Source organism: Bacillus sp. CHD6a, assembly GCF_001293645.1.
Classification (GTDB): domain Bacteria; phylum Bacillota; class Bacilli; order Bacillales; family Bacillaceae_I; genus Sutcliffiella_A.
The window spans coordinates 194,391-219,388 of record NZ_LBMD01000002.1 but is presented as its reverse complement, the minus strand read 5'-3'; the positions used below and the strand labels follow the sequence as shown (position 1 = coordinate 219,388).

Below are 24,998 nucleotides of genomic sequence, written 5' to 3'. Positions count from 1 at the left end.
TAAATATAAAAGAGCAAAGAAAAAATTAATAAATATAAATGATCCAATTGCAAAATAAATAGTTTCAATGAAATTCATTTAATATCTAGCACCCTTTACACCATCGAAGTCCAAAAAATTATCCAGTTTAATTTTACCAATCAGCCAACTTGTTTAGAATAGGTGTTATGGTTTATGTTTTATCTAGATAGCAAGCTCCTACTTCTAAATTTGTAACTTTTCTACCATACAAATGTTTGGATTTTTTGGCATGCATACAACATTCGTTCTAGGTTACTTCCTTTTTTTCACATTCCCATTTTATGAAAAGGCAAAACTCCAAATTTTACAATTACATTTTGTCGAATGGCAAATATATGACCTTAATTGGACAATATATTGAGAAAGTGGATAATAAAACAAAAGTCTGGACAATAAATCTTAAATCCGGACAATAAAACAAATCGAGCACACGGAGGAGATACCACATTGACTACAAAAGATAAATTCGACTTTCTATCAGAAACCGATAGATTAATAGTAAGACCTTTAAAGAATGAAGACTATGAAAACTGGTTACATGAATATGAAAGCAGGTTACCTTCCCAGCATTCTTATGATGAAGGGAAATTGGATATGAGCATTTGTACACTGGAATGGTTTCACAATCTTGTGGATAAGCATCAAGAGTTGGCATGGACGGACAAAGCTCATATATTTGGAGTGTTTAGAAAAAATGATGGGACTCACATCGGCATGATCGATTTTTCCACCTTTGCAAGAGAAGATTTTCAATGGGGGAGGATTGGTTATACCATACATAATCAATATTGGAGAGCAGGTTACGGGAAAGAGGCAGTAAATGCAGCTCTCAACATCGCTTTTCAACAGTTGAATTTCCACCGCATTGAGGCTCACATTAACTTGGATAATACTCCTTCTGTAAAATTAGCGGAAAGTATCGGTATGGAATTTGAATGTATTCGGAAAGGCTTTATTTTGGAAAATGGAGAGTGGACGGACAACTTGGTATATTATAAAAACGCTAATTAAAGCTTTAGGGACAGGCACGGCGCTACAAATGGACCGCAGTGCCTGCAACCCTCTACCCTTAGTTCATTCCGTTCCATTCCCCTTGATTTTTAGAGGATTTTTCTTTTTTGGCTTTCTCTTTATGGGCTTGGTTAGCTGCAGCACTGCCTAATTCCTTAGAGAATTCAGCGTCTGATTGGCTAGCGTCAAAGCCTTTTTTATTCTTTTGTTCCGCATCTGTTTTTCCGTTTCTTTTCGCCATGGTGGATATTCCTCCTTTTTTATACTGACGTCGGAGCGACAGGCACCGTGACCAACAATGGGTCGCCGTGCCTGTTCTCTCAGCCCGTATACTTTCCCCTTCTTTTATCCAAACTATCCTTATCTTTGTTATTAACAGGAGGAGTTAATTTTGTCCCAGGATGGAAGACTTGTTACCTTAAGCTCGGGAGAAATCTCCGCACTTTGGTCTGGATACATCGGTGAATCTCTTTTATCAGGGATGATGCGGAGCTTTCTTCATAACGTGATCGATAAAGATGCAAAGCAATTGATGCAAGAAAACGCTGATCTCACCTCAAAAAGAATCAAACGATATGAGGAGATTTTTGCCCAAGAACAAATGAAAACACCACAAGCATTCAGTGAAGCAGATGTGTTCCTTGATGCACCCAAAATGTTTTCGGATAAATTCTATCTCTTCTATTTAAAAGAAATGAGCCGGGCATCTATTATTAATTACGCTAATGGTTTGTTTGCCTCCCACCGCCGGGACATACGGTTATTTTTGCAGGATAATATGACCGAATATCTCACCGTGTTTCAAGACACCATAGAGGCTTTGTTAGAAAAGGGAATTGTCATCAGAACACCCAGCACTCCTATACCCACAAGTGTTCAGTTTGTGGAGGACCTTTCTTTTCTAGGAAAATTAAAGGGTTCCTCACGCGCAATTTCTGTTCAAGAGATTAAAGAAATCTACATAAATCTTGATACGAATATGTTAGGAAAGTCCTTGATGATCGCGTTTAGTCAAACATGCAAGTCCAATTCACTAAGAGAATACCTGATGCGCGGAAGAAAAATAGCGCATAAACATATCGATATCTTTATTAATATTCTAACGGACGAGGATCTTCCCTCCCCCCAACTTTGGGATCCGGAAGTAACAGAATCCCGGATTGCACCGTTTTCAGACAAGCTGATGTTTTATCACACAGGCCTCGCGAGTGCCAGCGGTCTTGCCAATTACGGCACCGCCCTCTCTCAAATAACGAGGAAAGATATTGCACTTTCTTTTGCAAGACTTGTTGTTGAAACCTCTAAATTCTCGTACGACGGAGCAAAACTTGCCATAAAGAAAGGCTGGCTAGAACAACCACCGCTCGCGGCAAATCGGGACGAACTTTCTAGTCAATAAAAAAGACAGGCACGGCGACCAAAATGGATCGCCGTGCCTGTCCTCTCAAACGACTAAATACTTACATCTCGCTTCTGGAAGAAGAGGAATGTCAAAGTCATGAATATAACGTAGTATACTAGCAAGATGGATAATGAAATAGGCAAAGTGACATCTTGAAGTATTTTGTCTTGGAGTGCATAGACGGTTAAGTCAAGATGCGGGAAAATCAGGAATTTTGCCCATGTAAATTTCTCTGCCAGAAATACGATGATTCCACCTAGAACAGACGAGAAGAATAGAACAGCAATACCGATACCAACTGCAAGTGCTTGGCTTTTGAACAAGGTGGAAAGCATGAAGGAGATGGTCATTACCATCAACAAACTAGGCAAGAAGTAAAGAATGCTAGTGAAAAATTGTGTTCCAATGGCCACTTCTTTTTGGCCGTCTATTGTGTAAACGATGGATTTCATGTTGAAATCACCAACCCCAAAGAATAGGACACTAACTAGATACCCTGCAATTAAAAGCACAGATAGCATAACAAGGGAGTAAAGAAGTACGGAAATATATTTGGATAATAGAATGCTCCATCGACGGTGCGGGCGGATCAATAACTGTTTAATTGTCCCATCTGAGAACTCCGCTGAAACGTTTGCGCTGCAGACTATGACGGTGAATAAGGTAATAAAGAATGTCATCCCAATGACAACATCATTCATAAAATGCCAGCTGACTTTTTCAGTGGGGTTTATGTCTGCATCGACGAATTGTTGCTTCTCATCGATTTGTAACTGGTATATTTCTTTTTCCTCTTCTGGTGCTTCTGCTAACAAGGCTTCCAATTCCGCAATTTCTGCTTGTGTTTCACTTTTCCAATTATCGTTTGTCTCTCCAAACACATTTTGGTAGATAGCAGCGCCTCCCACTACCCCAATAACAAGAATTGCTATGTAAATCCAACTAGATACTTTTGAAAATATTTTCATCATCTCATTTTTTATTAATCCGATCATGCCATATGCTCCTTTTTATCCTTGTTTGTTAACTCTAAGAAACGGTCCTCAAGTGTTGCTTTAACCATTTCAATCCCGAATACATCGATATTCTGCTCTACAAACAAACGGTTAATCTTGGCAACATCCTCTTTTACAATGGAAAGGTGGATGATGGTTTCTCCCTTTTTCCCAACATTGTCTTCAAAATTATTCTTCTTTAAAATATCCACTGCCTTGTCCACATCACTTACTTCAAAGACATACTCTCGCAATGTTTCTTGTGTTCCAACCGATTCGTTCATGGTGGAAATATGAATAAGCTCCCCTTTTTCAATGATGGCGAACCGATCACACATAAGCTGCATTTCAGATAGTAAGTGAGAGGAGACAACAACAGAAATACCATTGTCCGCAAGCAACCGTAAATAATCACGAAACTCACGAATCCCCTGTGGATCTAGTCCATTGGTAGGTTCATCAAGTATAAGCAAGGAAGGTTCATGCAATAATGCCTGGGCTACCCCAAGGCGCTGCCTCATCCCTAAGGAATAGGTTTTCACTTTGTTGTGAATCGCATCCTCAAGCCCTACTAAACTAACCATTTCCTGAATACGTTCTTTGGTGATTTTCTTTGTGGCCATATTGGCATAATGTTTAATATTTTTGTATCCTGACATATATCTATAAAACTCCGGATTTTCAACAATCGCTCCAATTTCACTCATAGCAGACTTAAACGAGCTGTCAAGATTATGTCCATTAATGATGACACTTCCACCTGTTCTGTTAATCAAGTTAACTATCATTCTAATAATGGTGGTTTTCCCAGCTCCATTAGGTCCGAGGAGACCGAATATTTCCCCTTTTTCCACTGCAAAAGTTACATCTTTAACAATCGTTTTACTTCCAATTCTTTTGGTTAAATTTTTCACTTCTAGTGCATAAGACATGTAATTCCCCTCATTTCCATATTTGCTGCATTTCGAATTGTCAGAGAAGCGGCACTCCCCTACATTTACCAATATAAACCAAGCTGTTAGCCATTTCCAGTTTCTTAGCAATTTTCATATGAGATTGTGATATTTTTTGTATTGAAGGGACTGGCACGGCAATCTACAAGTGAGGCTTCGTTACTGTCTTGTCCACAAGCCTCGAGCGCATAAATCCCTAATTTCCCCATACCGACTCCCCTCAACCGACGTTCTCCATTCTGTCACAAATTCCTTCGCGTATCTAACAATCTTTTTGATTATAGGTTGGTAGTTTGATAGAATTTAACCGGAATTTATTTTATGGAATACCTATAAAAGCATAAATGGAGAGGGTTATATGGCAAAGAAAAGTAATACTTCTTTTAGATTAATCATGATTTTAACGCTTGTTATTGCCGGATTATTAGCTGCAATCATCATCCTTACCCAGGCAACAAAAGAGGATGCACAATCCTTTGAAAATATGCCGGATATCTCTGGACAACCTGTCCTTGGAGAGGAAGATGCACCGGTTACCATCGTGGAGTTTGGAGATTTCAAATGCCCTGCTTGTAAGGCATGGGGAGAAAGTTCCTACCCACAGTTAGTGAAAGATTATGTGGATAGCGGCAAAGTAAAATTTGTCTATATTAATGTTCTTTTCCACGGGCAAGAGTCCGCTTTAGGCGCGGCAGCCGCAGAAGCTGTATGGAAGCAAAATCCTGATGTGTATTGGGACTTTCACAAGCAACTTTTCGAAGAGCAACCTTCTGCAAATCATAACAGCCAATGGATTACGACGGAAAAGTTGATCGAAATTGCAAGCAACATGGATGGCATTGATATGGAACAATTCAAAGCAGACCTTACCAGCCAAGAAATTGTGGATGCCGTTCGCCTCGATTCTGATCTGACGGATGAGTTTAAAGTAGCGATGACCCCAACTATTATGGTCAATGACCAAGCGTTAACAGATCCATTCGATTACGAAAAGATGGTTGAAATCATTGAACAAGAACTTGATGGTGAGTAACATGAAGCAAGAAAGCAGTAATTCCCATCAGATATATTTGTATGTTGCCTGGGTGGTGGCCCTTGTCGCCACTTTAGGCAGTCTTTATTTTAGCGAAATAAAAGGATTTATTCCGTGCGATTTATGCTGGTATCAGAGAATTATCATGTACCCATTGGTATTGATCCTGGGGATAGGCACGTTTCAAAATGACGTTTCAGCAAAGAAATTCGCTTTGCCCTTGGCAGTCATTGGGTGGTTCATTTCCACTTACCACTATCTTGTCCAAAAGGTACCGGGCTTTGCTGAAATCAAACCATGCGTAAGCGGCGTTCCTTGTAATGCCCAATATATCAACTGGCTAGGCTTTATTACCATCCCATTTTTGGCGTGGACAGCCTTTACATTGATTATCATTTCACTTTTAATTCTTACGATTAAACAACGGAAGCAATAATAGAAAAAAAGCTACTTACTTGGAATACGTAAGTAGGCTTTTTTTAATTATTTCAGGTAGAGAAGCAGACTAACAAAAACAGACCCTCTTCATTTTCCCCCTTTGAAGGTGACTGAATTTGAACAATCCACTTCAGCACTTCTTGAAATACAGTTGGATTTAACTAGTAGTACACATACTGTCCCCTTTTCAATGCATAAACTAATTCAGCGTTTTTCAAAACAGACAAACGCTGTGATATTCCAGCTCGGACCCCTTACACAACCGGCTTAAACTCCACCACAGAAGATAGTTTAATCAAAGTAGACGGCTCTCCAAACGGCAAAGTGGCATCGATAAATTCCTCGAGCTCTTTCACCGACTCCCCTACCACCTTCACTAAATAACTATATTGACCTGCCAGTCGATGGCACTCCACTACAACCGGATGTTCTCTGCAAAAGTCCCTAAACTTCTTCCCTTGCTTGGTGTCAAAAAGGATAAAGGCTGTTACATTTTTATCAAGTTTCTCAGGATCAACAATCGTCCTGTATCCTTTTATCACTTCTTTATCTTCAAGCTTTTTTACCCGCTCATTGGTTGCAGGGGTGGAAAGCCCAATCCTTTTCCCTAGTTCTGTCATCGACATCCGAGCATTTTCTTGAAGATGAAAAAGGATACTCTGATCAATCTCATCCATGCTACTTCCCTCCACACCAATAAAATTTAAAGTGATTACCTACTATTATAATAAAATAGCATGTAAGTAACGTAAATAACCTTCAAAAAATCATGTGATTAATTCCGTACACCCTATAAACTATAACTAACTTAAAGTAAGGGGGATAACAAATTATGGAGATCTATCAAGCGACCATGAAAGATCTAGAAGGGGTTGCAAATCTATTTACTATGTATCGCACTTTCTATCAACAAACACCAGATTTAGATGGAGCTAAAGCATTCATAAAAAGTCGATTAGATAATGGGGATTCGGTAATATTCGTTGCAAAAATAAATGATGAATATGTCGGATTCACCCAACTTTATCCCACCTTTTCTTCCATAGCAATGAAACGAGCGTGGATATTAAATGACCTGTTTGTAGATTCAAAGGTCAGAAATCAAGGGGTTGGAGGAAAGCTTTTACAAAAAGCGAAAGAGTTTGCTCATCAAACAGGTGCTAAAAGTATCACGTTAGAAACCACACCAGATAATGAAGGAGCTCAGCGATTATACAAAAAAAGTGGATATAAAAAGGATGATCAATATTACCATTATTACTTGGAACTAAGGGAGGGTTAAACCCAGGTGCTCCTCCCACTTCAAGATTAATTCCATCCCATTTCATATCCCTAATCGCATTAACATATATTGGTATATGTTAATGATTAGGAGGGGAACGGATGGATGAATTCTTTTTAATTTTGTCTCTAATTTCCGTCTTAGCATTTCTTATTGGCATGATAAAACCCAGTATAGTATTGTCGTGGTCTCCTAAAGAAAAAAGAAAAAGAAAGCATGTAGCGTTGTATTTTGGGATTGCAACAGTGGTCTTTTTTATTTTATTTGGAATAACTGCACCTCCCATAAGCGAGAGTACAGTTCAGAGCGAACAAAGAGATAGTGAAGAAGAATCAGAGCTAGCAGATAATGAGCCAGTGGAGGATGAGGAAGCAAAGGCTAAACAAGAAGCGGAAGAGCAAGCTAAAAAAGATGCCGAAGAGCAAGCTAGAAAAGATGCCGAAGAGCAAGCTAGAAAAGATGCCGAAGAGCAAGCTAGAAAAGACGCCGAAGAAGCAGCAAAGAATGCGGAAACGATGTCACAAACCCAAGCAGTTCAAATGGCAGATGACTACCTAAATTACACCGCATTTTCAAAAAGCGGCTTGATCGCACAATTAGAGTTTGAAGGGTTCAGCAATGCAGATGCTACTTATGCTGCAGATAAACTCCAGGTAGATTGGCAAGCACAGGCAGTGAAAAAAGCGGAAGATTACCTTAGCTACACCCCATTTTCAAGAAGTGGCTTGATCGCACAGTTAGAGTTTGAAGGGTTTAGTAATGCGGATGCTACTTACGCTGTTGATCATCTACAGGTAGACTGGCAAGCACAAGCAGTCCAAATGGCTCAAAACTACCTTGATTACACGGCATTCTCAAGAAGTGGCTTAATCCAACAGCTAGAATTTGAGGGGTTCAGCAATGAGGATGCCACTTATGCTGTGGATGAAGTAGGACTTTAAAAGGTAGACCTCACAATATTGGAGACATGCGAATCTGCATGTCTCTTCTTGTTTTGTAGAATGGGTATAAATAGGTCCAGATTCCTGTCCCCTCAACCCCAAATCTATGCTAAAAGTCTCATTTATTGTGATTTACACAATTTTTACACAATTTTCAAACCTCTTGATGTACGCTATTTAAGTAACGAAGCAACCACGAGGAGGAGAAACGTTTGAATCAAATTAACAAAAGAGTAAGAGGCTTATTTATTATCCTATTTGTTTTTACCCTTGCATGCTCTCACGCCGTACCTGATAAAATGAGCGCTGCAGGTTCCGGTACATGGAGCTCTCCGTTTACTGTGAGTCAAGCAAACTCTAATCAAAACGGCTCAACGAATACCGTCGAAGGCTATGTAGTGGGTCAACCAACTGCTACCGATACAGTGGTTACGAGCAATTTCCCTAACGACTACGCACTAGCGTTAGCAGACAACCCGTCTGAAACAAACACTTCCAATATGATTTATGTTCAGATTCCTTCTTCCTTCCGTTCAGGCTATGGTTTGAAGAGCAACCCTGATCTAATGGGAAAAAAGTTGAAGGTGACTGGTTCTTTATCAGCTTACTTCTCTCATTCAGGTGTTAAAAACGCTTCTGCATTTGAGGTAGTAGATGGAGGAACAACGCCCCCTACTGACCCACCACCACCAAGCTACGATCAGTATTACAGTTCTGCTGAAGGGAAAACAGGATCTGCATTAAAAACAGCACTACATAACATCATCGACGATCACCAAACTCTATCCTATGATGCCGTGTGGGATGCGTTGCGAAATACAGATGAAGACCCAGCAAACGCTAACAATGTTCTTTTACTGTATACCGGCCGTTCTCAATCCAAGTTCACAAACGGAGGCGGAGTAAACGATTGGAACCGCGAGCACGTTTGGGCAAAATCCCACGGAAACTTCGGTACAACTCAAGGTGCTGGAACAGACCTTCACCACCTACGTCCAACGGATGTGACGGTAAACTCCTCCAGAGGAAATCTGGACTTTGATAACGGTGGAAGCCAACATTCTGAAGCACCAGGAAACTACTATGACAGTGATTCTTGGGAGCCGCGTGATGAAGTAAAAGGTGACGTAGCACGCATGATTTTCTATATGGCGGTACGCTATGAAGGAGACAGCGGAGAACTAGATTTAGAGCTTAATAACGTAGTAAACAACGGCAGTGCCCCTTTCCACGGCAAACTGTCCGTCCTGCTGCAATGGCACGCACAAGACCCAGTGGATGCAAGAGAAATCCGCCGCAACAATATCATTTTCGAAAACTATCAAGGAAACCGCAATCCATTTATCGATCATCCGGAATTTGCGGAGATGATTTGGTAGGATGATGTAGAGGGACGGAACTCTTTTAAGGGTTCTGTTCTTTTTTTATTAAGATGCTTTCGTTTAAGCACTCAAGGTATCTCCTGGGCTCAAACTGCAGTAAAATTCATTTTTTTATAGAAAATGTCTCTGTTTTTGGGGATAAAATTTGGTTCGGACACTTATTCTATTACTTCGGACATTTAAGCAGAGAAATAGTTAGGGGTTCGGACAAATCGGAGCCACATTTGGTCAACTTTTGTCCACCTTCGGACACCCAAAAATTTCGTTCGGTCAATTACCGTCAATCTTCGGTCAACTCTGCTGAAACTTCGGCCAACTTTTCAAAATCTTCGGTCAAAAATTAGAAATCTTCGGACATTTGATTAATTTCAGAAATGAGCCCCAATGTTGCACTTTAAAATAAGAAAAAGGCAAGGCACTTGTCTACCACAAACTTAGCACTCGCAGAAAATTAGTTCGCAACTTGTGGACGATGCCTATTTCCTTAGGTTTATTGCTACTTATATTGTTCTTAACCAATCAGGTGAGTCCTTTTGGATTCATTGTCTTCGGCGGTGTAACTACTTTCATGGTAGTGGACTGTATTCGCTTATACCGTAGATGGCGAAAGGAAAAAAGGGAAGCTAACTAATATTTGCTATTTGTATGCTGATTATACTGTTAATATAGAAATTAAAGGATTGCGAATTGCACTCCTATTTTAATGACATTTTAACTTTGCTCCCCATCAATCCCTTATGTTTTACAGCTCTTTGTAAAGTTTCTCCCCATTTTGCATTTCTTCTAGTAGTGGGTTGTCATATTCGGAATAACTATCTAGATAGGCTCTTATCCCACCTACTATATGAATTCTTGCAACATCATCATTTAATAAATATGTTCCAATACTCCGCTAGTTAACTTTGTTCCATACTCTCTTTCAAGATTAGATAACACGTAACACGACTTTTATTTGTTGTATTAATCTCATTCTTTTACCCATCAAAAATTCCCCTTTTGCATATACCTATTTAAACCACTATCCACTCCGCTTCCAAGAGCTTATAAAAAGAACCTCAAACCTAAATTTAATTAAAAATCCTCTTCCCATGCTGAAGGCGCTATTTTATGAGAGTATTTTATCTCCCCCTATATCCCAGAGAGGGTTTCCCACCTCCATGTAGAATAGTTCCCTTATAGGATCACAAAGGAGGAACCACAATGAACCGCGTAAACATCATCACACTCGGCACGAAGGACATCGTAAAATCACACCTGTTCTACAAGGAGTTAGGCTTTGACACGTCCGTCAGAGGACCTGAATCCGCTCCGGCCATAATTTTCTTTAAAAATGAAGGTAAACGAATCGCGCTTTATCCAGTAAATGAATTAGCGAAAGATGTGAATGAACAACAACCTCCTGAGATTGGAAGAGGTTTCCCCGGAATCACCCTCGCTTATAATACAAAATCCATAGATGAAGTGGACGAAGTCATAAAGAAAGCGGAGTTAGCTGGAGCGACCATCGAGAAAAAGCCGCAGAAAACGGACTGGGGCGGCTATAGTGGATACTTTACCGACCTTGACGGGTACTATTGGGAAGTTGCTTATGGGGAAGCTTGGGAGTTTGATGAAGCGAATATGTTGGTGATTGAGGATGTATGAAGAAGCTACAGGCGTTGGCCTGTAGCTTCTATTTCATTTAAAACCACGTAGAATCACTGAGGATATTGTTGTATTAATTTGTGTTTAAGTTTAGTCAACTCATTTAACGCTTCTTCTGAACTGACTAAGAATTCATTCTCTTTTACCTCTTCATATGGCACATATCTATTCTCTTTAGGGACGTTAATAATCTTATGACTTTTATCTTGATAATTAAAGATAGGTGGTATGATTAAATCCGGTAAAAGATAGATATTATCTTCATTAGGGTCTAGGGAATCAAGCTTTCTATCTAAAAAAATTAAGTACTCGTTCTGAGGCTGCATGAAATTGACAAAATTGAGGTTTGCCGACATATCGTCAAAGAAAAGTTGCCAGCTTAAACTAGTAACTGCAATTTCATCTCCAACACGTACTTCATCTCCCTTATAGACTTCTAAAACCTTGACATATTGTTTATTATTTTTAAATGAAAAGCTTGTTTCCCCTTCAGAAACCACTCTGATTATCAGATTACTATGGGGTAAATCATTCTTCATAGTTTGTATTATAGTTGGAGACATGTCAAAATCCCATAATGCTACAGTAAAATTGTCCATGACAGTTGAGGTCGCTGTTACATTAGAGTAGGTATCTTTCATGACATATCCTGTTATTGTCGCTCCGATAAATGCTAGTATCATTATCATAGAAAGTATTTTATTTAGCATATTCAAGCCTCTCTGATGTTACCTTTCCTTGATCCATATAGAAAGTTTGATCAGCAAGTAGTTGAATGTCCTCTTGGTTATGACTTGTAAGGAGAATCATAGCTCCCCGTTTTTTTTCTTCTAAGATAATTTTACGAATTAGTTCCACTCCCTCACGGTCTAGAGAATTGGTAGGTTCATCAAGCATTATTATATCTGGCTTTTCCATGATTGCTTGGGCTATTACGATCCGTTGTTTCATCCCTAACGAATATTTTTTGAAGGTTCTTTTGTCTTTCGGATCAAGCCCAACTCTCTTGATTGCATCATTTATTTGGCTATCATTAATTTTATTGTTTAGCTTAGATAATAATTTTAAGTTCTTAAATCCAGTAAATTCTGGGTAAAGCCCTGCATTCTCTAACGTTATTCCTACGTTCGGCAAGATAGGTAGGTCTTTATGTAATGCTTGGTTTTTGTACAGGATCTCACCTGAATCAATTTTCATTAATCCTGATAAAGCTCTAAATAACATTGTTTTTCCTGAACCATTTCTCCCTATAAATCCATAAACAATACCAGGTTTTAAATTAAGGGATATATTGGATAATACGGTGCTCTTTTTGATGGTTTTACTGATGTCTATTACTTCTAACACTGCTATCTCTCTCCTCATTCTTTATTTAATGTTATCCATTCTTGTTTCTTAACGATAAATAGCCCACTACCTACACTTAATAAGCAGAGGATAAAGAAATATAAAATAGAGGCATTAAGACTTAGATCAATATTCAAGAAATTAATTCTGTCATTCAAACCTAAATTGTTACTATTATGCCATGATAATATTAGGTGTGAGATGGGATTTAACTTCAAGAAAAAGGCACTTTGATTAGTTAAAGATACATCTTCCCACAAAAGCAACATACTAACACAGAATAATTGAAAACCCACAATTACCATAAACCCTATACTGCTATCAAATCTGATGGACATGATGTTCATTAGTAAAGCTGTAATAAAAAGCCACAAAGAATGGATCGCCAAGTAATAAAAGAACAGTATAATGGATGCTTGATCAAACAGTATCTCATTGGTTGAACTTGCTATAATTGTTGCAAAACCTACCATAGTAAGGGGATATATTAGGGAATAACTATATAATTTTAGACTTTCTTTCAAAAACCATTTTCCACGATGATGACACCTAGAAAAATAATAGATGCTAGCTGAACAAAAATGTTGGTAAATAACCGTACCAAATAATATTTGAAAAATAAAGAAAGGTAAGAACTGTATGGATAGTTCAATTAAGTACACCAGGTTTATGGAGACCTCTGAAAAACCAAATTTCAAAATAATATCAGAAAATATTACTTCTCCTTTTACACTCAGAAAAAATATTGCTTGAAATCCTCCCCAAAGTATAGCCGCTCCTATACACCTTAACAGTGTACTCTTCATTCTAAATGTCACCTTTTCTAATTTTAAATAATATAAGTAAAACGGATACGACAAAGATAATTCCAATAAAAACAAATAAACCCGTTAAGCTTTTAGTCGAATTAGCAATAGGATAATAGAAAGCAAAATAATAAAAATAATTAGTCTCCAAAGTCAATGTCGGAAAGAGCTGTTTAGCCATTCCAACAACATATAGCAAAGCATAAACAGGTAAAAATAAAAGCACTTTGTATTTTATTGGAAAGATAGATATAGCCACTGTAAACATTGCTAGTACACTAGAGAACAAGCCAAAGATAAAAATAAAAACAATTGCATATAAATATGGCGAAAAGATAAACAAATCAGACAAAAAATACATGCTGACCATTTCTATGTAGGAAGCATCATACCAACTTAAATTAGATGGGTCCCCAACTGCTGAATTTGGAAAGGCTATGATGTTTAATAGAATTTCAAGTAAAAAAGGGACTGTAAAAATGATAAAAGTAACGAGAAATACAACGATTAGTTTCCCCCAATAGTATGCACCGATACTCACTCGTGATTGAATAAATAGTAACTGGTTGTTTTGTTTATCCCCAAACAAGGAAAAACCTGCAGGTATTACTAGTAATAAGGGAAAATATTGAAGAAGATAAAAGCTGTATTCACTATAATTGGATAGCGTTAACAGTTTCATCGGATGATACATATCTACTATGTCTGTCCCACTATAGGTTAAGAGGTTTGTAAAGTAGTTTACGAGCATGATAGAAAACAAGAAAAAAAACACGATCATTGCCACTTTCTTCTCTACAATAACTCTCCATTGCATATTTATTGATTGTAATAACATAGTTGCTATCCTGCCTTTCTAATCAACTAAAGGGGTAAAATCAAAAAATGAAAATTAATTATCTGCCATTATTATATAACTACGAATTGTAAAATAATACTAAAATTTGTAATAAAATATAAATTTTTAGTATATATTATATTTTTATGTCAATAGAATTCTAAAGAGGCTTATGTAATTTTCAAATTAAGAAAGGTATAATTATTACACTCGGCACAAGCGCTTTATCCGGTATATTAAATAGCGAAAGAAAGATGTGAATGAACAACATTGGAAGAGGTTTCCCAGGAATCACCCTCGCTTATAATACAAAATCCATAGATGAAGTGGACGTAGTCATGAAGAAAGCGGAGTTAGCTGGAGCGACCATCGAGAAAAAGCCGCAAAAATCAGACTGGTGCTAAAGTGGATACTTCACCGACCTTGATGGGTACTATTGGGAAATTGCATATGGGGAAGCTTGGGAGTTTGATGAATCGAATATGTTGGTGATAGAGGATGTATAAAATGAAAGCTACAGGTGAGGTCCTGTAGCTTTCATTTTGTTTCTAATAGTTTGGATGAATTAATAATAGAAAAAGTAAGACGCCAAGCATCCCAGAAGGATAGAACACGATGCAAGGAAAAAAGGGTTTAAGTAACTGATTTTGTCTTTGGCAGAGGACGGCACATAGTTTCCATTCGTCTCTATGGCTGCAGTGGCTTCCCCAAAACTAGAACCACCACCACTATACGTGACAAAGGCAGCAACAATGCTTGTAATAAAGGCGACATTACTAAATCGGAAGTCAAAGAAGTGGGAGATCATGAGGATGATACCTAGTAAGACAACTAAGGTTAAGAAAAAATAGAGGAAGAGCTTTTTCATTTGTTTGAACCCCTTTTCTTAATGGAAGTGGTATAGGTAACATACGGATTAGGAGTAAAAAAGTTCCATATATTTTATTATTAACATTCATTAACACTCACCCTCTATATCTTCAAACAAATCAATGTGACCCCCAGTACACAAATATCGTATAATCACCTACAATACAGGCTAAAATGAGTATAATATCGTAGATTTCTACTTACCTCATTTGCTTCTACTAAACATATTTTCGTAGAATAGATGTAAAATCACTACAAATTTGAGGGTGACCAATGAAAAACAATAAAACATTGGAAGACTGGATTGCAGATTGCGAGCGTCTTAGTAAAGAGAACACTTACCTTAAACAGCAACTAACAAGTCTTCTTCAACCAAATAAATCAGCTGAAAATAATGGGCAAGATATAGTAACCAGACATTCACCACTTGATGCCAAAATTCAACTATACAGAAGACTTTTCAACGGAAGGTCAGATGTATATGCAACCCGGTGGGAAAGTAAGGATGGCCGAAATGGATATTTGCCTGCATGTGCTAATGAATGGGATAAGTCTATTTGCCAGAAGCCAAAAATTAAATGTTCGGAATGTAGGCACCGTAAGCTCTTGCCTCTAACTAATGAAGTAATAGAAGGACATTTCAAAGGAAAACATAGTATTGGATTATACCCTTTGCACGAAGATGGGACTTGTTCCTTTTTAGCTATAGATTTTGACAAACAAGATTGGAAAAAGGATGTAGTGGCTTTTGTTCAAATTTGTAAACAATGCAAAATTCCCTACAGCGTAGAAAGATCTCGTTCTGGAAACGGTGCACATGTATGGTTTTTCTTCAACGAAAGACTAGAGTCATCTCTTGCAAGAAAGCTAGGGTATAGCTTGCAAACAAAAACACTAGAGGTACGTCATGAAGTAGGAATGAAATCCTTTGACAGGATGTTTCCAAACCAAGACACCGTCCCAATAGGTGGCTTTGGCAATCTTATTGCTCTTCCGCTTCAACGACAAGCTGGCCTAAATGGGAACAGTTTATTTGTGGACGATAATTACACCCCTTTTCCTGATCAGTGGATATACTTGTCTACAATCCAGAGACTTAGCAAAAGTGATGTTTATCAACTAATAAAGCAACTGGACGGCTATGAGGCAAACTTTGGATCGATGCCTTCTAATACAGTTTACCCAAAAAATATTACTATCGAAATTAAAAACGGTCTCTATATTAAGAAAAAGCTAGTTCCTTCTTCTTTAGCTGAGAAATTAACCGAGCTTGTATCCTTTCAAAACCCTGAGTATTACAAAGCAAAATCAAAAAGATTATCAACGGCCAATATTCCACGAGTGGTTAGATGTTCCTATGAAACTTCTGAACATCTTATCTTCCCAAGAGGGTGTAAGGAAGAACTAGTTTCCTTGCTTAATGAATTAGGTATTAATACGACCTTTGAAGACTCTGCATATGAAGGAGAACCGTTAGAAGCTACTTTTAATGGCGAGCTAACTTCCCAACAAGTCGATGCTGTTTCTCAATTAACACAACATGATTGTGGGGTTTTATCTGCGACAACAGGATTCGGAAAGACAGTTGCTGCGGCTGCTTTAATTGCCGAGCGTAAAGTCAGTACCCTTATTATTGTCGATAAAATACAACTTCAGCAGCAATGGATCAATCAGTTGAAGGCTTTTTTAGAATTAGGAAATGACGATGTTGGTGAAGTGGGCGGTGGTAAAAAGAAAGTAACTGGCAAAATTGATGTTGTTACACTGCAAAGCCTTGCTCATAAAGGAGAAGTAAAAAGCTTCATTACTCAATATGGACAAATTATCGTGGATGAATGCCATCATATTTCAGCCTATACTTTTGAAAGTGTGCTAAAATCAGTCCGCGCAAAATATGTATATGGATTAACTGCTACACCAATAAGAAAAGATGGCCTTCATCCGATTATCTTTATGCAATGTGGACCTGTTCGCTATAAGGTGGACGCACGAAATCAGGCTAAGGTAAGGCCATTTGTTCACAGGTTAATCGTGCGTAAAACAAATTTCAAATCTAAATCTGAACAGATCCAGGAGTTATATCGTTCCTTGGCTAAGGACCAAAAAAGGAATCAGCAACTATTTGATGATGTTTTATTAGCTCTTGAGGGGGGCAGGTCTCCTATCATCTTGACAGAAAGAATTGAACATCTCGAAGAACTTCAGGAAATATTCAGAGGTTTCGCAAAAAATATCATTACACTGTCAGGGAAACTCTCTAAGAAAGAACGAATGTTAGAACTAAAGAGACTTTCTAGTACACCCGACTCAGAAGAAAGGCTTGTCATCGCAACAGGAAAATACATTGGGGAAGGTTTTGATGATGCTAGGCTGGATACTCTCTTCCTAGCAATGCCAATCTCTTGGAAAGGTACTCTCCAACAATATGTTGGCCGCCTCCATCGATTGCATGAAAATAAACAAGAAGTACAAGTATATGACTATGTAGATAATCAGGTTCCGATGCTAAAAAGGATGTATGAGAAAAGGCAGAGCGGATATAGGTTGATGGGATATGTTACAGATGGTGAAAGTAAAAATAGTACGGAGCAGATGCAGTTGTTTTGAGAGAGGTTTTTATTCCAAAATAAAAATGGCCATAGCTCATTTGCTGTGGCCTCCTTTTATTGACATAAGTTACAATCAAACTCAGTTTCATTTGTGGTCTCGTAATGTTTCACTGCTTTTTTATAGTATTCTATATGATCTTTGGGACTAAATGTTACTTCATCACATTGCAAACATTTAAATACTGGGAAATTTAAGATAACCAACTCTATATCCTCAAATTCCTCTTGAATGGTGATTTTTCCAGGTATAGCCACATCTCCACAACTGCATTCTCTTACATAGCCATACTTTTCAATCAAGGTTTGAATTTTTTTCAAGCTTGTCATTGGTTGCGTAACTCCCATACTAAATCCCCCTTTAAGTTTTAATTTAAACGTAGGGAATATTATTATTTATTCCCATAATAGACATTAATCACACTTTATAATCAAACTTCCATTATTTTAAGCTCAAAACCGTTACTACCATTATTAGTCTACCTTCAATTGCCTCTTTACTAAACTCTCTTTTAAAAGATATAGCAATTCTTCCAGATTTATTACCTAGAGGAGCATTCAGTGTGAAACTTAAACCTTTTTTTGAAAAATGATTACTATCAAAATGTATTTTTGCTTTTTCAATATGCTCTGTATAAAAAAGTATAGTAGCAATCTCTTCTAGTAATCTAGTCGGGTTGATGGAAAACCCCTTCTCCTTTAACTCTCTTTTCTTTTTAGAAGTGACATGGGTAGAAACCACAAACTTATTTTCATCAATTAATTCTAGAGGCCCTACACAACTTTCCGTTATTGCTTTTAAATATTCGTAAGCTTTCAACATGTCTTGTGGATCAAGAATAAAGTCAATTCCATCTTTTGATATTTTTTCTGAATCTAGTAATCTTCCGTTCGTACAAACTTGCTCTATATAAGGTTCAATCATTCCATTTCCATGTTCTGCTTTTGCTTTGTGAACATAAAATTCTTTTCCATCTTTTGAATAAAAAGCAACAGTATTATTCACTAATATATCTCCTGTTATTTTTCAGAGTTTTCTTAATAATAACACATTAGTAGTACAGAAGTCCTTAATTGTATTACGTTAACCCAATTCGAAATAGGGTTCTGTCAAAAGTAGCACCTCTTCATTACAGGAGTCTTTTATTTTCTACCTCAATTGCCGCCACCATCCTCCCCCTAACCCGCTCCAACTCCCTAACATCCACTTCTCCCACAGCTTCCTCATTATAAAAATCCCCAAACCATTGTCCCTTATATCTTGGTACCACATGCATATGGTAATGAGTCAATTCGTTAAACACTCCACCATTTTGGTTAATAGTGATACCGTCTGGTCGTATAGGTGCTTCAACGCTTTAGTTAATAATATAGAAGCTTTCATAATGGCATTAGCCGTTTCCTCATCGAGTTCGTCGACATCTAAGAAATGTTGTTTAGGCAGGATTAAGGTATGTCCTTCGTTGAACGGGTCGTGATCTAGGAAGCACGTGACATAGTCATCTTCGTAGACCATATAGATGGTTTCGCTTTTGTTGGCTAAACGGCAGCCTAGGCAGTCTTTTGTAATGGTCATGGTGAGCACCTCTTTTAATTATTTTAATAGTTTAGCCGCTCAATAGAATAGAGGGTTTTGAAGAGCTGTGAAGAATTTAGTAAATATCTAGTAAAAAGGATGTGCGGTAATGTCGGAATCTCAAGTTATAATTGGAGTACCAGGTAAATGGGAAACACGGACGGAATTAATACAAGCTATTGCCTCTCATAGCGAAGGATACTTTATGGCTGGACATATCATACATAATGCTAAAAGGGATGTCGGTTTTTAAGTGGAAGTGTATGAACAAGACCCAGGATTAAGGGATGCTTTCTCCTATGCGAGTCGAGAAACGTTCGATGAAAACCTATTAAGTGAGATTGAACATCACACCTTTACCATTTATGTCATAGCAGATAGTAATCGGTTCGAAGATCTCTTAAACGTAGTAGAAGTCGGTGCAGGGTTATTGAGATCTGGTGGTTTAGCTGTGAAGATTGAGACCACAGGGGTTGCCTACACAAAAGAAGAATGGAATCAGCTCTGCACAGAACAAGAATACTTCCCTATTTATTCTCATTTTGTCACCCTAATTGGTGATGAGAATCACTACTTTTCATGTGGGATGAAAGCATTCGGGTTGCGGGATACCGTTATTCCCTCTTCCCTTCCACCTGAAGAAGCAGCCGACCTACTCAATAACGTCAATCTATACAGTATAGTGGAAAATCCTACTTTCAGAAGCGGCGAAACATTTAGCATTGGGGAGAACACTGCCGTCTTCAATATAGTTTTGACGAATGACTCCAGGTATGACGAAGAAGATGTGATTTATAATCCATATGGATTGCTCGAGCTTACACCAGTATAAAAAGGGAGGTACAAACGTACCTCTCAGAGTTATCCCTTATATCCCGAGCCCTTACTGAAATACTTACTGAAATACTCCCCCTGTAAAATCCCATAAATCGCACAATCCTTATACTGACCTTTGGAATTCCCAATCATATCCCTCACAATCCCCTCTTGCACCATCCCTGCCTTATTCATGATGCGGCCGGACGCTGGGTTGTCGGTGTTGTGTGCAGCAGCAATCTTATGAAGATTCATGTGCCGAAAGCCAAATTCGACCACGGCTCGCAACGCTTCTGTGCCATACCCTTGATTCCACCACCGGTACCTAAGGGAATAACTCACCTCGCAATTTCCGGTTGTCTCATCGAAGTCATACAAATCAATCTCACCATTCAGCTCTCCACTACCCTTCAACTTCACTGCCCAATAACAAAAATCTTCCTTCTCATATTGCGACACAATATTGGCGACTCTCTCCACCGTCTGCGAAACGGCTGTATGAGCCGCACTCACCCGATTGTCTGTCACCCGCTCATCTGAAATCCAGTGATCAAAGACTTTCTGGGCATCATTAAGCTCAAACTTTTCTAAGATTAATCGATTTGTTTCTAGCTGTGGTGTTCCGATATATTTAATCACATTGTACCTCTTTATAGGAAAAAGATTACTAGTCCCTACTTAATCTATATTTCACTTTTCGACACAACTTGCATAAATCCTGTTCTTTTGCATAAAAGAGAGGAATAGCCTAATAGACCATTCCTCTTGCTCTAATCTGTATACATCCAAGAAATTTTACCACCATTAGATATTTTCACCCTATACACCAACGCACTCACCTTAAAAGTATGTTTATGGTTATGAAGGAAAAAAGCCTCTTCCTCCTCTTTACCGAGGAATTAACCATAGGATTTCCACAATCGTGCTAATTATGGATTATTATTTTCTATTGAATAGTTTCGTTGTACTGCGCATTAAACTATCTGTTTTTAAAGTTTAATTGCTCTTCATACTGAACATCTTTTTAACTGGATTAAGCCGAATTTTTATTATCTTCATCTTTGATTGTGTTTAATATTTTATAAAGTTTATTGGATATATCTTGCATGCCATTAATTAACTGATTGTATTCAGTTATATTTGGAGGTAATTTTCCTTCATGAACGACATAGCTACTCGCCTTGTATAATACCATTACCTCATTAGAAAAGGCCTTAGAAATAATTTCTTTTTCAACTAAAGTAGTTGTAATACGATAGAGAGGCAAAGTTGTATTTTCATTGGTTAACTTATAATAAATTTGTCTTAACATACTTTCTATTAGAACCCTTTGTTCTAGAGTTGTTCTAATTCCTTCATTATCGTTAAAATATTCTTCAAATTTCACTTCTTTAGCTACCACTTTATCAACATTTGAGAAAGAAAATTCATTATGATTTCCTTTTACATTAGTCTTATTTTCTGAAACGCTTGTTTTATTCATTTTAATAAATCCGAACATTAAGTCAATCAAGTAGTTTATGAACTTGTCCATTATAGGTTTTAAGAGTCCTAAAACAATAATTGTTAGGGTAATTAATACTACTAATAAGAAATTATTCAAATTTAAACTTTTATTAAAGCCCTCTACAAATTGTATTGCCAACATAAATAAACCTATCATTATAAAAGCAGATATCCTTGTTATATTAAAGGATAATGGGTCATTTTCACTTTGTCTTTCATCAGTTATCTCGTATCTAAATTCTCCTATCAATTCCTCAAGATGTCTTAGCATATCTAATCTTGTATCACGAGGAATATGCTCATTTTCATAAACCTTTGCGTAAATCATTTGTGTAATGTCTTCTATTTCTAATCTTAATTTGCAATTTTTCAACATTTCAAATCCATTAATAAATGATTTAATATCAATTTTGGAAATTGTAATTCCGCTATTCACATGATTTCTAATTACTAAGTTTATTATTTGATCTTGTAATTGGAGAATTTCTTTTTGTCGTTCTTTTCTGCGCTTGTACTCCTGATATACAAAAAAAATAATAGCTAAAAATAATGAAAGAATTGTTGCCGAATTTACTAAATTACTTGAGTTTATGGTATTTTCCAGGAACTCCAACTTTTCCACCCCGTGTCCTATTAAGGATTTTTTTATTTTTAATGCATGTAATAATTGACCATAGATTTTTGTTAGTTAAGATTAAAAGAGCTATTTCCTGTACATTAATAACTTTTTTTGGAATTCCTATTTTTCAGATATACAAGATTACTATGTATTATTTTACCACTTAAAAAAGGATATAGATTAAAAAAGTTTATCTTTGATATTTATTGTTAATAGGTTCTCAACAATTGGACCAAATTATAGTAGGGATTTTGTTGTCAATAATATAAAATTAGGTGGTAAATATTATAAAAAAGGAGCATAACCTACTAAAGTCAGCTCCAGAGCTATATTATTCGTTTGCTTTTTCTAGGGGGAAAACTACTTCTGGCAATATAATCATCTTTTGTGGTCTCTTCTGTTTTTGTATCAAATTTATTTATATCAATTGATAAGATTTGCAATTCAATCAATGATGAAATTTCCATTAACTGAGTTGTTCTACCAAAAAAATCAATATAAGTTTTAATAATACCATTTAACATAATTATAAGACCAAAAAAACCTATAAATAATGAAAGGTAGGATTTACCGATATCTATATTCCCCAATCTAAATTCATAAAATGAATGTGCAAGAACTCCAGTTATTAAGAAAGCCACAAATAATTGTTTGATAATATCACCAAAAGGTGACAACCTCCTCAATTCTATAATTCTAATCTCTTTTTGTATTAACTGATCCAAGCCTAATAAATGCTCTTTTGAGCGAATATTTAGCTCTTTCATCATATTCTCAAAGGCATTAACACTAGGTATCCCTAAAGGATCCTTTGCTTTAATTTTTTTATAAATATATTTCCCTTGTTAATTAGCCCAATAGAAAGTGATTATAAAAATTAATATTGAGAGAATCATCCATTGATTTAATGAATAATAGATACATATTCCCATAAATAAAACATTAAGAAAATACAATACAAAAATTACCCATACTGTTTTACTAACTGATGAAGTTTTCTTTAATGATGCCCAAAACCCAAAGTATTTTTTATATAAGTTTAGTAGATTAGCTAAATACAAAATATTCTCCTTTTATGTTTACCCTTTAATTTTACACATTTGAACCATTCTCTTAAACATGTAAGTTTAGTTGTTATTAGAAGAATTAATTAATTACATACCTCTCCGGCCCCTTAAATACTTCCTTCACATGCCAGTAAATGAAGTCATCCTTTGGGTAGTAACTTGCCTCTATCGGTTTCAATATTTCATTACCATGGTATTTCATTAACCACTCATCAAATCCATTGGTGCCATGCGCATCCTGTGAAACAATCATTCTACGATCATTGTTGATGGTGAAAACGCCTCTATCAAAAAGCTTATGATGAAGGGAGCATAGGGCAATGCCGTTCTCTTCTACATCAGGCCCTCCAGCATGGTGCCACTTTATATGAGCAGCTTCTACTCCTACCAGAGTATGTGCAAGCCTTACATTAAATCCACATACAGCGCAGCTATACCCGTATGCTCTAAGTATCTTATCTCTGAACTTCGAATCTCGTTTTCTCTTTTTTGTATAGGTAAAAGAAAAGTCCAATCCAACCGCACTCAAAATATCATCATGAATGGAAGCAGGAAAATGTTGTTCAAGAATTATCTGAGCAAGCTCCGGAATAAGACTCATATTATCTTTTAGAGTCTTATACACCTCAGGTATGAAACCGCCTGCAACAGTTTCTTCAATCAACTTCCTATTGTTCGGACTTGATAGGTTAACAGGCTTATCTAATTCCCAAATGTCATCTCTCGAAAGTCTCACAAACGGTTCTTCGGGGTGATATGACTTCCTGATGGGCCCAAAATCTACTAACAACTGCTTCAAATCCTGCCCCGCTTGCTCATAAGGTAAAAACCTAGGATTTCCTTTCTGTAATTGTCCCAATGCATACAATAACAGTAAAGGTTTATGAGGAGCCCTCTGGTTCCCCTTTTTCCAAATGGTTAGGTTACTTATTGAGTTTTTTATTTCATCAAGATTCATCCTGCTTACCATCCTCGACTTCTATTAAAAGTATCTTCTCTTGGAATCCACCGCGTTTGTCCGTTTTTTCTTTACGTACTTTCTCTACTTCTTCCATTGAAAAACCATGATAGTTTGCTAGGGCATGGATAACTTCTAGTAAGTCAGCTAGTTCCTCCACTGCATCCTCGTTTGAATGGGATGCACAGTATTCATCCAATTCCTCATAGCTTTTAAGTTTGAGGTATTTTATGTAATCATGGTCATTTAATATTTCCAATGTGTACTTCTTTCCTGACTCTTCAATAATTTGTGGTATTTTGTCTCGGACAAGTTTGTTGTAGATTGGCATATTAGTACCCCATTAGTTTTTTTATAGGCAGTTTACTTAATATAAATTTTACCATATTGCATTTGATTTTGGGTTTAAATGTAAAGCTAGTATCTATTTGATCAGTCCTACAATAGTGGTATCATAACAATAGCTAATTAATATGAGGTGTCTAAATGAAAAAAACAGTTAAAGTTGTCGCAGCTATCATTGAAAACGAACAGAACGAAATACTTTGCGCTCTCCGTTCACCATCAATGGCTATTCCAAATATGTGGGAGTTTCCAGGTGGTAAAGTAGAAAAAGATGAAGATTTACATTCTGCTTTAGAGCGAGAAATTGAAGAAGAAATGGATTGTAATATTAGAGCTGGTGAGCTATTCCATGATAACATTCATGAGTATGATACATTTATTATTAATTTAATTGCTATCAAGTGCACCATAACCGAAGGAGAACCAGTTCCAAATGAGCACTCTAAGCTTGTATGGCTTAAGAGAGAAAATTTGAATTCCTTAGTATGGGCTCCAGCAGATATACCTGCGGTTGAGCAATTAATATTAGAAAAAGTGTAGCC

Annotated in this window: 29 protein-coding genes and 1 pseudogene; 13 read left to right on the top strand and 17 right to left on the bottom strand. The window is 37.0% G+C overall.

Annotated elements, in window-relative coordinates:
* Positions 1–468 precede the first annotated feature (468 nt).
* Positions 469–1,032, top strand: a complete 564-nt coding sequence (locus AAV98_RS03815; protein WP_060664226.1) for a GNAT family N-acetyltransferase — start codon at positions 469–471, stop codon at positions 1,030–1,032.
* Positions 1,033–1,090: 58 nt separating this feature from the next.
* Here the strand turns inward: AAV98_RS03815 and AAV98_RS03810 are convergent, their stop codons facing one another.
* A complete protein-coding gene (locus AAV98_RS03810) occupies positions 1,091–1,273 on the bottom strand; it encodes a hypothetical protein (RefSeq protein ID WP_060664225.1) in 183 nt (60 codons plus the stop codon).
* 150 nt (positions 1,274–1,423) lie between these two features.
* Between AAV98_RS03810 and AAV98_RS03805 the strand changes: the two genes are divergently transcribed.
* On the top strand, positions 1,424–2,431 hold the full coding sequence (locus tag AAV98_RS03805) for a DUF3231 family protein (RefSeq protein WP_060664224.1): 1,008 nt from the start codon (positions 1,424–1,426) through the stop codon (positions 2,429–2,431).
* Positions 2,432–2,484: 53 nt separating this feature from the next.
* Here the strand turns inward: AAV98_RS03805 and AAV98_RS03800 are convergent, their stop codons facing one another.
* Complete coding sequence (locus tag AAV98_RS03800) at positions 2,485–3,429, bottom strand: ABC transporter permease subunit (RefSeq protein WP_060664223.1); 945 nt, start codon at positions 3,427–3,429, stop codon at positions 2,485–2,487.
* On the bottom strand, positions 3,426–4,361 hold the full coding sequence (locus AAV98_RS03795; RefSeq protein WP_060664222.1) for an ABC transporter ATP-binding protein: 936 nt from the start codon (positions 4,359–4,361) through the stop codon (positions 3,426–3,428). The genes AAV98_RS03800 and AAV98_RS03795 overlap by 4 nt, the downstream gene beginning before the upstream one ends.
* Before the next feature lie 379 nt (positions 4,362–4,740).
* On the opposite strand from AAV98_RS03795, the gene AAV98_RS03790 reads away from it, so the two are divergent.
* Together AAV98_RS03790 and AAV98_RS03785 are read left to right on the top strand one after the other, a co-directional pair.
* The gene (locus tag AAV98_RS03790; protein WP_060664221.1) at positions 4,741–5,415 is read left to right on the top strand and encodes a DsbA family protein; all 675 of its coding nucleotides are present in this window, start codon (positions 4,741–4,743) and stop codon (positions 5,413–5,415) included.
* A gap of 1 nt (position 5,416) precedes the next feature.
* Positions 5,417–5,851: a disulfide oxidoreductase gene (locus tag AAV98_RS03785; protein WP_060664220.1), complete on the top strand. Its 435-nt coding sequence runs from the start codon at positions 5,417–5,419 to the stop codon at positions 5,849–5,851.
* Between the two features lie 256 nt (positions 5,852–6,107).
* On the opposite strand, the gene AAV98_RS03780 is transcribed toward AAV98_RS03785, so the two are convergent.
* On the bottom strand, positions 6,108–6,530 hold the full coding sequence (locus tag AAV98_RS03780) for an Lrp/AsnC family transcriptional regulator (protein ID WP_060664219.1): 423 nt from the start codon (positions 6,528–6,530) through the stop codon (positions 6,108–6,110).
* A 155-nt stretch (positions 6,531–6,685) separates the two neighbouring features.
* On the opposite strand from AAV98_RS03780, the gene AAV98_RS03775 reads away from it, so the two are divergent.
* The 4 genes from AAV98_RS03775 to AAV98_RS03760 all read left to right on the top strand — a co-directional run bounded on the left by AAV98_RS03775 (position 6,686) and on the right by AAV98_RS03760 (position 11,102).
* Entirely contained in the window at positions 6,686–7,135 is a 450-nt protein-coding gene (locus AAV98_RS03775; protein WP_060664218.1) for a GNAT family N-acetyltransferase, read from the top strand.
* 101 nt (positions 7,136–7,236) lie between these two features.
* Positions 7,237–8,076, top strand: coding sequence for an Ltp family lipoprotein (locus AAV98_RS03770; protein WP_082380757.1), 840 nt, complete (start codon positions 7,237–7,239; stop codon positions 8,074–8,076).
* Positions 8,077–8,375: 299 nt separating this feature from the next.
* Positions 8,376–9,455, top strand: a complete 1,080-nt coding sequence (locus AAV98_RS03765) for an endonuclease (RefSeq protein WP_231687698.1) — start codon at positions 8,376–8,378, stop codon at positions 9,453–9,455.
* Between the two features lie 1,203 nt (positions 9,456–10,658).
* On the top strand, positions 10,659–11,102 hold the full coding sequence (locus AAV98_RS03760; RefSeq protein ID WP_060664216.1) for a VOC family protein: 444 nt from the start codon (positions 10,659–10,661) through the stop codon (positions 11,100–11,102).
* A gap of 53 nt (positions 11,103–11,155) precedes the next feature.
* Here AAV98_RS03760 and AAV98_RS03755 read toward each other — a convergent pair whose 3' ends face one another.
* From AAV98_RS03755 to AAV98_RS03740, 4 genes are read right to left on the bottom strand one after another with little or no spacing between them, the layout of a single operon-like run.
* The gene (locus AAV98_RS03755; protein ID WP_060664215.1) at positions 11,156–11,812 is read right to left on the bottom strand and encodes a hypothetical protein; all 657 of its coding nucleotides are present in this window, start codon (positions 11,810–11,812) and stop codon (positions 11,156–11,158) included.
* Complete coding sequence (locus AAV98_RS03750) at positions 11,802–12,449, bottom strand: ABC transporter ATP-binding protein (RefSeq protein ID WP_197284223.1); 648 nt, start codon at positions 12,447–12,449, stop codon at positions 11,802–11,804. The genes AAV98_RS03755 and AAV98_RS03750 overlap by 11 nt, the downstream gene beginning before the upstream one ends.
* Before the next feature lie 14 nt (positions 12,450–12,463).
* Entirely contained in the window at positions 12,464–13,255 is a 792-nt protein-coding gene (locus AAV98_RS03745; RefSeq protein WP_060664213.1) for a hypothetical protein, read from the bottom strand.
* Position 13,256: 1 nt separating this feature from the next.
* Positions 13,257–14,093: a hypothetical protein gene (locus AAV98_RS03740; protein WP_060664212.1), complete on the bottom strand. Its 837-nt coding sequence runs from the start codon at positions 14,091–14,093 to the stop codon at positions 13,257–13,259.
* 260 nt (positions 14,094–14,353) lie between these two features.
* Between AAV98_RS03740 and AAV98_RS20870 the strand changes: the two genes are divergently transcribed.
* Positions 14,354–14,497: a hypothetical protein gene (locus tag AAV98_RS20870; protein ID WP_331456866.1), complete on the top strand. Its 144-nt coding sequence runs from the start codon at positions 14,354–14,356 to the stop codon at positions 14,495–14,497.
* A 161-nt stretch (positions 14,498–14,658) separates the two neighbouring features.
* On the opposite strand, the gene AAV98_RS03730 is transcribed toward AAV98_RS20870, so the two are convergent.
* A complete protein-coding gene (locus AAV98_RS03730) occupies positions 14,659–14,961 on the bottom strand; it encodes a hypothetical protein (protein ID WP_060664211.1) in 303 nt (100 codons plus the stop codon).
* Between the two features lie 275 nt (positions 14,962–15,236).
* Between AAV98_RS03730 and AAV98_RS03725 the strand changes: the two genes are divergently transcribed.
* Positions 15,237–17,570, top strand: coding sequence for a TOTE conflict system archaeo-eukaryotic primase domain-containing protein (locus AAV98_RS03725; RefSeq protein ID WP_060664210.1), 2,334 nt, complete (start codon positions 15,237–15,239; stop codon positions 17,568–17,570).
* Between the two features lie 56 nt (positions 17,571–17,626).
* Here the strand turns inward: AAV98_RS03725 and AAV98_RS03720 are convergent, their stop codons facing one another.
* From AAV98_RS03720 to AAV98_RS03710, 3 genes and pseudogenes are all read right to left on the bottom strand, one after another.
* Positions 17,627–17,917: a YgiT-type zinc finger protein gene (locus tag AAV98_RS03720; RefSeq protein WP_060664209.1), complete on the bottom strand. Its 291-nt coding sequence runs from the start codon at positions 17,915–17,917 to the stop codon at positions 17,627–17,629.
* Positions 17,918–18,011: 94 nt separating this feature from the next.
* On the bottom strand, positions 18,012–18,575 hold the full coding sequence (locus tag AAV98_RS03715; RefSeq protein ID WP_060664208.1) for a hypothetical protein: 564 nt from the start codon (positions 18,573–18,575) through the stop codon (positions 18,012–18,014).
* Between the two features lie 124 nt (positions 18,576–18,699).
* A pseudogene (locus AAV98_RS03710) lies at positions 18,700–19,145 on the bottom strand (HIT family protein).
* Between the two features lie 109 nt (positions 19,146–19,254).
* Between AAV98_RS03710 and AAV98_RS20680 the strand changes: the two are divergent.
* Together AAV98_RS20680 and AAV98_RS03705 are read left to right on the top strand one after the other, a co-directional pair.
* Complete coding sequence (locus tag AAV98_RS20680) at positions 19,255–19,398, top strand: hypothetical protein (RefSeq protein WP_231687687.1); 144 nt, start codon at positions 19,255–19,257, stop codon at positions 19,396–19,398.
* Positions 19,399–19,977 (top strand): DUF4261 domain-containing protein, encoded by a 579-nt coding sequence (locus AAV98_RS03705; protein ID WP_231687686.1) that lies wholly within the window; start codon positions 19,399–19,401, stop codon positions 19,975–19,977.
* A gap of 29 nt (positions 19,978–20,006) precedes the next feature.
* On the opposite strand, the gene AAV98_RS03700 is transcribed toward AAV98_RS03705, so the two are convergent.
* From AAV98_RS03700 to AAV98_RS03680, 5 genes are all read right to left on the bottom strand, one after another.
* Positions 20,007–20,600, bottom strand: a complete 594-nt coding sequence (locus AAV98_RS03700; protein ID WP_060664207.1) for a GNAT family N-acetyltransferase — start codon at positions 20,598–20,600, stop codon at positions 20,007–20,009.
* A gap of 394 nt (positions 20,601–20,994) precedes the next feature.
* A complete protein-coding gene (locus AAV98_RS03695; protein WP_156317613.1) occupies positions 20,995–22,089 on the bottom strand; it encodes a hypothetical protein in 1,095 nt (364 codons plus the stop codon).
* Between the two features lie 323 nt (positions 22,090–22,412).
* Positions 22,413–22,856 (bottom strand): hypothetical protein, encoded by a 444-nt coding sequence (locus AAV98_RS03690; protein ID WP_156317610.1) that lies wholly within the window; start codon positions 22,854–22,856, stop codon positions 22,413–22,415.
* 376 nt (positions 22,857–23,232) lie between these two features.
* The gene (locus tag AAV98_RS03685; protein ID WP_060664204.1) at positions 23,233–24,111 is read right to left on the bottom strand and encodes a phosphorothioated DNA-binding restriction endonuclease; all 879 of its coding nucleotides are present in this window, start codon (positions 24,109–24,111) and stop codon (positions 23,233–23,235) included.
* Positions 24,101–24,442: a nucleoside triphosphate pyrophosphohydrolase gene (locus tag AAV98_RS03680; protein WP_060664203.1), complete on the bottom strand. Its 342-nt coding sequence runs from the start codon at positions 24,440–24,442 to the stop codon at positions 24,101–24,103. Before AAV98_RS03680 ends, AAV98_RS03685 begins: the two co-directional genes overlap by 11 nt.
* Before the next feature lie 155 nt (positions 24,443–24,597).
* Here AAV98_RS03680 and AAV98_RS03675 point away from each other — a divergent pair, with 155 nt between their 5' ends.
* Positions 24,598–24,996: a (deoxy)nucleoside triphosphate pyrophosphohydrolase gene (locus tag AAV98_RS03675; protein WP_060664202.1), complete on the top strand. Its 399-nt coding sequence runs from the start codon at positions 24,598–24,600 to the stop codon at positions 24,994–24,996.
* Positions 24,997–24,998: the final 2 nt, after the last annotated feature.

Coding starts and splice junctions, on each gene's coding strand:
- AAV98_RS03800 (WP_060664223.1), bottom strand. CDS start 3,429: ATGATCGGATTAATAAAAAATGAGATGATGAAAATATTTTCAAAAGTA.
- AAV98_RS03720 (WP_060664209.1), bottom strand. CDS start 17,917: ATGGGAGTTACGCAACCAATGACAAGCTTGAAAAAAATTCAAACCTTG.
- AAV98_RS03765 (WP_231687698.1), top strand. CDS start 8,376: ATGAGCGCTGCAGGTTCCGGTACATGGAGCTCTCCGTTTACTGTGAGT.
- AAV98_RS03745 (WP_060664213.1), bottom strand. CDS start 13,255: ATGAAGAGTACACTGTTAAGGTGTATAGGAGCGGCTATACTTTGGGGA.
- AAV98_RS03685 (WP_060664204.1), bottom strand. CDS start 24,111: ATGAATCTTGATGAAATAAAAAACTCAATAAGTAACCTAACCATTTGG.
- AAV98_RS03785 (WP_060664220.1), top strand. CDS start 5,417: ATGAAGCAAGAAAGCAGTAATTCCCATCAGATATATTTGTATGTTGCC.
- AAV98_RS03730 (WP_060664211.1), bottom strand. CDS start 14,961: ATGAAAAAGCTCTTCCTCTATTTTTTCTTAACCTTAGTTGTCTTACTA.
- AAV98_RS03755 (WP_060664215.1), bottom strand. CDS start 11,812: ATGCTAAATAAAATACTTTCTATGATAATGATACTAGCATTTATCGGA.
- AAV98_RS03790 (WP_060664221.1), top strand. CDS start 4,741: ATGGCAAAGAAAAGTAATACTTCTTTTAGATTAATCATGATTTTAACG.
- AAV98_RS03680 (WP_060664203.1), bottom strand. CDS start 24,442: ATGCCAATCTACAACAAACTTGTCCGAGACAAAATACCACAAATTATT.
- AAV98_RS03775 (WP_060664218.1), top strand. CDS start 6,686: ATGGAGATCTATCAAGCGACCATGAAAGATCTAGAAGGGGTTGCAAAT.
- AAV98_RS03675 (WP_060664202.1), top strand. CDS start 24,598: ATGAAAAAAACAGTTAAAGTTGTCGCAGCTATCATTGAAAACGAACAG.
- AAV98_RS03770 (WP_082380757.1), top strand. CDS start 7,237: ATGGATGAATTCTTTTTAATTTTGTCTCTAATTTCCGTCTTAGCATTT.
- AAV98_RS03725 (WP_060664210.1), top strand. CDS start 15,237: ATGAAAAACAATAAAACATTGGAAGACTGGATTGCAGATTGCGAGCGT.
- AAV98_RS03810 (WP_060664225.1), bottom strand. CDS start 1,273: ATGGCGAAAAGAAACGGAAAAACAGATGCGGAACAAAAGAATAAAAAA.
- AAV98_RS20870 (WP_331456866.1), top strand. CDS start 14,354: ATGAACAACATTGGAAGAGGTTTCCCAGGAATCACCCTCGCTTATAAT.
- AAV98_RS03760 (WP_060664216.1), top strand. CDS start 10,659: ATGAACCGCGTAAACATCATCACACTCGGCACGAAGGACATCGTAAAA.
- AAV98_RS03690 (WP_156317610.1), bottom strand. CDS start 22,856: ATGATGAAAGAGCTAAATATTCGCTCAAAAGAGCATTTATTAGGCTTG.
- AAV98_RS20680 (WP_231687687.1), top strand. CDS start 19,255: ATGTCGGAATCTCAAGTTATAATTGGAGTACCAGGTAAATGGGAAACA.
- AAV98_RS03780 (WP_060664219.1), bottom strand. CDS start 6,530: ATGGATGAGATTGATCAGAGTATCCTTTTTCATCTTCAAGAAAATGCT.
- AAV98_RS03740 (WP_060664212.1), bottom strand. CDS start 14,093: ATGTTATTACAATCAATAAATATGCAATGGAGAGTTATTGTAGAGAAG.
- AAV98_RS03795 (WP_060664222.1), bottom strand. CDS start 4,361: ATGTCTTATGCACTAGAAGTGAAAAATTTAACCAAAAGAATTGGAAGT.